At 61.0% G+C, this 7,349-nt stretch carries 6 protein-coding genes and 1 pseudogene; all 7 read left to right on the forward strand.

Annotation, left to right across the window (positions count from 1 at the left end; translation table 11 throughout):
• Positions 1 to 1,994: translation initiation factor IF-2 (infB, locus tag JCM12178_RS16190; protein ID WP_054652918.1), on the forward strand; the 1,994-nt coding region annotated here is incomplete at its 5' end.
• A 72-nt stretch (positions 1,995 to 2,066) separates the two neighbouring features.
• On the forward strand, positions 2,067 to 2,360 hold the full coding sequence (locus JCM12178_RS16195; protein WP_054652920.1) for a DUF503 domain-containing protein: 294 nt from the start codon (positions 2,067 to 2,069) through the stop codon (positions 2,358 to 2,360).
• Between the two features lie 5 nt (positions 2,361 to 2,365).
• Positions 2,366 to 2,707 (forward strand): 30S ribosome-binding factor RbfA, encoded by a 342-nt coding sequence (gene rbfA, locus JCM12178_RS16200; RefSeq protein ID WP_054652922.1) that lies wholly within the window; start codon positions 2,366 to 2,368, stop codon positions 2,705 to 2,707.
• Positions 2,691 to 3,644, forward strand: coding sequence for a DHH family phosphoesterase (locus tag JCM12178_RS16205; protein WP_083466004.1), 954 nt, complete (start codon positions 2,691 to 2,693; stop codon positions 3,642 to 3,644). Before rbfA ends, JCM12178_RS16205 begins: the two co-directional genes overlap by 17 nt.
• 2 nt (positions 3,645 to 3,646) lie before the next feature.
• Complete coding sequence (gene truB / locus JCM12178_RS16210) at positions 3,647 to 4,573, forward strand: tRNA pseudouridine(55) synthase TruB (protein ID WP_054652926.1); 927 nt, start codon at positions 3,647 to 3,649, stop codon at positions 4,571 to 4,573.
• Between the two features lie 63 nt (positions 4,574 to 4,636).
• A pseudogene (rpsO, locus tag JCM12178_RS16215) lies at positions 4,637 to 4,904 on the forward strand (30S ribosomal protein S15).
• A gap of 223 nt (positions 4,905 to 5,127) precedes the next feature.
• Positions 5,128 to 7,349: polyribonucleotide nucleotidyltransferase (gene pnp, locus JCM12178_RS16220; RefSeq protein WP_054652930.1), on the forward strand; the 2,222-nt coding region annotated here is incomplete at its 3' end.

Below are 7,349 nucleotides of genomic sequence, written 5' to 3' on the forward strand. Positions count from 1 at the left end.
CCTGGTGGCCCGGCCGCTCCCCGGCACTCCGCCGCCCCCCCGGCCAGCCCGATGGTCGCAGCCGCAAAAAGCGCAAGAAAGACCGCCGTGTTGTCGAGTTCAACCAGTTCGAAGACGGCGCCAAGGCCGGCAAGGTCTTCGGCGACCAGAACAAGGGCGGCAAAGGCAAACGCCGCAAGAAGTCTGGCGGACAGGACATGCAGCGTCAGGAAACGCAGGCGCAGCCGATGAAGGCCGCCAAGCGCAAGCTCAGGATCGACGATACGATCCGTCTTGCCGACATGGCGCACCAGATGGGCCACAAGGCTCAGGACCTCATCAAGGTCCTCTTCGGCCTCGGCATCATGGCCACCATCAACCAGGCGCTCGACTTCGACACCGCCACCGTGGTTGCCGGAGAATTCGGCTATGAAGTGGAAAACGTGTCCTTCGACGAGCAGGAGTTCCTGCTGCCTTCCGAAAAGGACAAGCCCGAAGACATGGCTCCGCGTCCGCCGGTCGTGACCATCATGGGTCACGTCGACCACGGGAAAACCTCCCTGCTCGACGCCATCCGGTCTACCAACGTGACCGACGGCGAAGCTGGCGGCATCACCCAGCACATCGGCGCATACCACGTCGCCACCAACCGCGGCGAGGTCGTGTTCCTGGACACTCCGGGCCACGAAGCCTTTACCACCATGCGTATGCGCGGGGCACAGGTCACGGATATCGTTGTCCTCGTGGTCGCGGCCGATGACGGTGTCATGGACCAGACCCGAGAGGCCATCGCGCACTCGCAGGCCGCCGGAGTCCCCATGGTCGTTGCTGTGAACAAGGTCGACAAGGAAGGAGCCAACCCGGACAACGTCAAGCGTGAGCTTGCCGAGATGGGCCTCATCCCTGAAGACTGGGGCGGCGAAACCATCTTCGCCCATGTCTCCGCCAAGCAACGCACCGGGCTGGACGAACTGCTTGAACTCATCCTGCTTCAGGCCGAAGTGCTTGAGCTCAAGGCCAACCCGGACAAGTTCGGGCGCGGTCATATCGTCGAGGCCAAGCTGGACAAGGGCCGCGGCCCGGTGGGCACCATGCTCATCGCCGAAGGCACCGTGAATCAGGGCGACAGCTTTGTCTGCGGCGTCCACCACGGCAAAGTCCGCGCCATGTTTGACGATCAGGCCCGCAAGATCGACTCCGCCGGCCCGGCCATCCCTGTCGAGATTCAGGGATTCGACGGTGTTCCGGACGCCGGTGACGAGCTGGTTGTGGTTTCCGACGAAAAGGTCGCCCGCCGCATCGCCTCCCAGCGTCTGCAGAAGCAGCGTGAAAAGGAACTGGCTGGCAAGGCCAAGGTTACGCTGGAGAGCTTCCTCGCCTCCCGCCCCAACGAAGAGGCTCAGAACCTCAACCTCATCGTCAAGGCGGACGTGCAGGGCTCGCTGGAAGCCGTTACAGAAGCGCTCAACAAGCTCAGCACGGACGAGATCAAGATTCAGGTCGTGCACGGCGGTGCCGGTGCCATCACCGAATCCGACATCCTGCTGGCAGGCGCTTCCGAAGCAATCATCATCGGCTTCAACGTGCGTCCCAACCTGAAGGTCAAGGAAATCGCCGAGCAGGAAAATGTCCAGATTCGCTTCTACGACATCATCTACAAGCTCGTGAACGACGTGAAGGACGCCATGAGCGGCATGCTGACTCCGGACATCGAGGAAGTGTACCTCGGCCAGGCCGAAGTCCGCGACACCTTCAGCGTCCCCAAGGTTGGCACCGTTGCAGGCTCCTACGTCACCGACGGCAAGATCACCAGAAACGCCCAGATCCGCCTCCTGCGCGGCGGCGTGGTGGTCTACACCGGCAGGCTCGCATCCCTCAAGCGCTTCAAGGACGACGTCAAGGAAGTCGCCAAGGGCTACGAATGCGGCATGGGCCTTGAGAAGTTCAACGACATCAAGGTGGGAGACGCCATCGAAGCGTTCGAGGAACGCGAAGTGGCCCGTACCATCGACTAGCCGACACAACGAAAAATCACACACGGGCGGTTCGGCAAGACTGGACCGCCCGTGTTTTGGTACTTATATACGATGATCATAGGCGTCCTCTCTCTGGAATTCCGGCTGCACGGCAACGACTCCCTCAAGGGGAAACGAAAGGTCGTGCAAAGCCTCAAGACCAAGGCCCGCAACAAATTCAACGTGGCCATCAGCGAAGTGGACGCCCTTGACGTACATGAAAAGATAGTGCTGGCAGCCGTCACGGTGGCCAACGACACGAACAAGGTTGAATCACGACTGGCCAAGCTGCTGGGGATGCTTGAAGACATCGCCCCGGCAGAGCTGGTGAACGTCGAAACCGAAGTCTTCAGCAACACGGACTAGATACAATGAAGCTTTCCGAATCCAAACGCGCCAACCGCATGGGCGACCAGATCATGCGAGAAATCTCCATGATGCTCATGGAGGAAGTGCGCGACCCCAGGCTCGAATTCGTCACGGTTTCGGGTGTTCGCATGAACGCCAACCTCGAAGTGGCCGAAGTGCTCTTCACGGCACCGGCCGACGCAGACGTGCAGGAAGTGGAAAAGGCGCTCAAAAAAGCCGCCGGATTCCTGCGCACCCAGCTCGGACGCAGGCTGCGGGTGCGCCACATTCCCGAACTGCGGTTCATGCACGACACTTTTCTGGAGGACATGGTCTATGCAAAGCCCGATGAAAGCGATAGCTGAGGCGCTGCGCAACGGGTCCTCCTTTCTGGTGGCCGCGCACTACAATCCTGACGGCGACGCCATCGGCTCCACCGCCGCGCTCGGCCACGTGCTGACCGCGTTGGGCAAGGAAGTCACCCTCTTCAATCATTCCGGCACCAACTGCCGCTATGACTGGGTAAAACTGCCCTCGCCCATCGTCAGCGAGTTGCCCGAAAAGCTGCCGGAATGGACCATCATCCTCGACTGCGGCAACGACGAGCGCATGGGGGAAACCCTGCGGTCGCGCCTTGATGAAACGCGGGTCATCAACATCGACCACCATTTGGGGAACCCCATGTTCGGGGAACTCAACTGGGTGGACGTGAGCCACCCCGCCGTGGGAACCATGATCGCCGCGCTGGCCGAAGAGTTGGACGTTCCCCTCGATGGTCCCATTGCCGAAGCCGTGTACATGGCCACCTCCACGGATACCGGCTTTTTCACGTATGGCAACACCACGCCGGAGTCGCTGGAACTTGCTGCCAAGCTGCTGCGCAACGGCCTCGACCTGCAAACCGTGAACATGAACATCACCAAGCAGTGGACCGAGAACCGGCTGCGGCTGACCAACGAGGTTCTCGGCGGCGTGGAACTCTTCGAGAACGGTCAGGTTGCCGTGGCTCCGGTTACGCGGGAGATGTTCGAGCGCACCGGCACCGTGGCGTCCGACACCGAGGAAATCATCAATTTCGTGCGCAAGCTCAAGAGCGTCCGCGTGGCGGCCCTGCTCCGTGAAGAAGGTGACGAGCAGTGGAAGTTCAGCCTGCGCGCCTACGGCGAGGACAATGTGCAGGAAGTGGCGGCCAGCTTTGATGGCGGCGGGCACAAGAACGCCGCAGGCGGCATGGTCTACGGCACGCTCGAGGAAGCCCGCAAAACGCTGGTCGAGCGCATCACGACCATGCTGGGGCTCTAGGCATGGGAAGAAAACCCAAGCGCAGCAAGGAGCAGGTCGACGGCATCCTCGTCCTGTACAAGCCCTCCGGTCCGACCTCCACGGACTGCCTGAACGCCATCAAGCGCACCTTCAGGCAGTTCAAGATCGGCCACGCCGGGACCCTTGATCCACTCGCCGAAGGCGTACTCCCGGTGCTTCTTGGCAAAGCCACCAAAATGGCTTCGCACATCACCGGCGAGAACAAGACCTATTCCGGTACGTTTCGGCTGGGAATGACCACGGATACCTATGATATTCAAGGAAAAGTTCTGTCAGAAACAGCAGTCTCAGCAGACGAAGAGACTGTTCGTCGCGAAATTTCTTACTGGAAAGAGTTGACAGAGCAGGAAGTTCCGGCCTATTCGGCTGCCAAACACAAGGGCAAGGCTTTATATGAATTGGCCCGGGCGGGAGAAGAAGTTCCCGTCAAAACAAAGCCCATTACGATCATTGAATCTGAACCTTTGGAGGTTTGCCTTCCCGATGCGGACTTCAGGGTGAGGTGCTCTGCCGGCACCTACATACGCTCCCTGGTCCACAGCTTGGGGACGCGGCTTGAATGCGGTGCAGTGCTGACACGCCTGCTGCGCGAAACAAGCGGTCCTTTCGGGTTGGAACAGTCGCATCACCTTGAGGAGTTGCTCGACGGCGATCTTGAATCGTTCGCCGCCAAGGTGATTCCCATGAACAAAGCCCTTCCCCACTGGCCCAGCCACACGCTTTCCGAAGCACTGACCGGTCTGGTGAAAAACGGCACCCGCCTGCCCGTATCCGCGGAAGGCGGCCTTGCCGGTTTACAGGGCGACCATGCACTGTTCCTCACACCTGAAGGAGACGCGCTTGCTCTCGTGGAGGCTGTCGAATCCGACGGGAAACTCTTCTGGAGCATCCTGCGGGGGCTCTGGTAGCCCGGCACCTATTCTGCGCGGGAAGGTTATCAATAAGGAACACTCTATCAGGAGGATATCGCTGTGGTCATGGACGCTCAAGCCAAACAGGCAATCATTGACGAGTACAAGACTCATGAAGGCGACACCGTCCCCGGAAGTGCAGGTTGCGCTGCTTACCCAACGCATCACCTACCTTACGGAACACTTCAAGACCCACAAGAAGGACTACCACTCCCGCACCGGCCTGCTCAAACTGGTCGGCCAGCGGAGAAAGCTGCTCAAGTACCTGCAGAACAAGGACATCGAGCGCTACCGTAATCTGATCGCCCGTCTGGGTCTTCGCAAGTAGATACCGAGCGAGTACCGGGGGAAGCCGGAAGGCTTCCCCCGTCATTGTTTGAAAAATAGAACACACAGCCTCGCGGAACGGCGATAATTCATCGCCGGACATTCCGGAAGTAGCTTAGTTGGCTCGGGAAGGCGTGGGTGAAGGCCCACTTTCAGCCACCCCTTCCCAAGCCGGCTAATCATCCGGTAAGCCACCGCGGGGCATGAAAACCAAAGGAGTTTACATGCTCAAGCCTTTTGAAAAGGTAAGCCTGACCCGTCAGGTCGGTGACATTGAAATCACCATGGAAACCGGTAAGATGGCCAATCAGGCCGGCGGCGCCGTCTGGGTGCAGTCCGGCGGTACCGTCGTGCTCGTCACGGCCACCAACCAGCCGCTCGAATTCGACCGCGGCTTTTTCCCGCTGACCTGCAACTATCAGGAAATGCTCTATGCGGCCGGTAAGGTCCCGGGCAACTACTTCCGCCGTGAAGTGGGCCGCCCCTCCGAACGCGAGACCCTGATCTCCCGCCTCATCGACCGTCCCATTCGCCCGCTCTTCGCCAAGGGCTTCAACGACGAAGTTCAGGTCATCGCCACGGTCCTCTCCGCCGACCAGCACGTCAATCCGGACGTTCTGGCCCTGACCGGCGCATCCGCAGCGCTGTCCATCTCCGAAATGCCCTTCGAAGGCCCCATCGCGGGTACCCGCGTGGCCATGGTGGACGGCGAGTTCGTGCTCTTCCCCACCTATAAAGGTATTGCGGAACATGGCAGCCTGAACCTGCTGCTGGCCGGATCGCGCGACGCTGTCGTGATGGTCGAAGGCGGCGGCGAGTTCCTGAGCGAAGACACCCTTGCCGACGCCATCGAGTTCGGCCACAAGGAAATTCAGCCGCTCATCGACATGCAGGAAGAGCTGGCCGAGAAGGTCGGCAAGAAGAAAGTCTCCGTCGTCGCTCCCGAACGCGACGCCGACGTGGACACCCTGCTCAAAGACGCCCTGACCGACGAACTCACTGCCGCCCTGTCCGTGGCCGAGAAGATGGCCCGCAAGGCCGCCAAGTCCGCAGTCAAGGAAAAGGCTGTGGAACTGGTCACCGAAAAGTTCCCCGAAGACGCTGACAAGCTCAAGCAGATCAAAGACGTCCTCGGCGACATGGAAAAGAAGATCGTGCGGGCACGCATCGTGAATGAAGGCGTGCGCATCGACGGTCGCGACACCACCACGGTCCGTCCGCTGTCCATCGAAGCCGGTCTCCTGCCCATGACCCACGGTTCCGCGCTCTTCCGCCGCGGTGAAACCAGCGCACTGGCCGTTGCCACGCTCGGTTCCACCCGCGACGAGCAGCGCCTCGAAACCCTGATCGGCGAGCACACCAAGCGCTTCATGCTCCACTACAACTTCCCCCCGTACTGCGTGGGTGAAGCCCGCATGCTGCGCGGCCCGAGCCGCCGCGAAATCGGCCACGGCGCACTGTCCGAACGCGCTCTGACTCCGGTCCTGCCGACCGCCGAAGAGTTCCCGTTCACCATGCGCGTTGTCTCCGAGATCATGGAATCCAACGGTTCTTCCTCCATGGCCTCCGTCTGCGGCGCCACCATGGCGCTCATGGACGCTGGCGTACCCATCACCGCTCCGGTTGCGGGCATCGCCATGGGCCTGTGCAAGGAAGGCGATCAATACTTCGTCCTCACCGACATCCTCGGTGACGAAGACGCCCTCGGCGACATGGACTTCAAGGTTGCCGGTACCCGCGAAGGCGTGACCGCAATCCAGATGGACATCAAGATCAGCGGCATCCCGTCCGACGTTCTGCGCCGCGCGCTGAATCAGGCCAAGGACGCCCGCGAACACATCCTCTCCCAGATGGACGAGGTTCTGGACGCACCGCGCCCCAACCTCTCCGAGCTGGCACCGCAGATGTGCGAAGTGTTCGTTGACCCGGACAAGATCCGCTCCGTCATCGGCCCCGGCGGCAAGAACATCAAGGCCATCACCTCCGAGACCGGTGCCGACGTGGACATCGAGGACTCGGGCAAGGTCATGATCTTCGCCCCGACTCTGGCCGCCATGGAAGAAGCCAAGGCACGCGTCCAGTACTACGACCAGAAGCCGGAAATCGGAAAGAACTACCTCGGCATCGTGCGCAAGATCCTCGAGATCGGCGCGCTCATCGAGATCCTTCCCGGTTGCGAAGGCCTGCTGCACATTTCCCAGATGGACTTCGAACGCGTCGAGAAGGTCGAAGACCTGCTCCAGCTCGGTCAGGAAGTCTGGGTCAAGTGCGTGGACCTCGAACCCGGCGGACGCATCCGTCTGTCCCGCAAGGCGTGGCTGATGGAAGAAGCCGGACAGGAAGTGAACCTCGAAGACTTCAAGCGCCCCGGCGGCGGTGGCGGTGGTCGCCGTGACGACCGGCGCGGCGGTGGTCGTCGTGATGACCGTCGTGGCGGCGGCGGTGG

Source organism: Salidesulfovibrio brasiliensis JCM 12178 (assembly GCF_001311825.1).
In the GTDB taxonomy this organism is placed as follows: domain Bacteria; phylum Desulfobacterota; class Desulfovibrionia; order Desulfovibrionales; family Desulfovibrionaceae; genus Pseudodesulfovibrio; species Pseudodesulfovibrio brasiliensis.

What these genes read in the sequence shown, in the direction of transcription:
- JCM12178_RS16195 (WP_054652920.1), top strand. Translation starts at nt 2,067, where the DNA reads ATGATCATAGGCGTCCTCTCTCTGGAATTCCGGCTGCACGGCAACGAC.
- rbfA (WP_054652922.1), top strand. Translation starts at nt 2,366, where the DNA reads ATGAAGCTTTCCGAATCCAAACGCGCCAACCGCATGGGCGACCAGATC.
- JCM12178_RS16205 (WP_083466004.1), top strand. Translation starts at nt 2,691, where the DNA reads ATGAAAGCGATAGCTGAGGCGCTGCGCAACGGGTCCTCCTTTCTGGTG.
- truB (WP_054652926.1), top strand. Translation starts at nt 3,647, where the DNA reads ATGGGAAGAAAACCCAAGCGCAGCAAGGAGCAGGTCGACGGCATCCTC.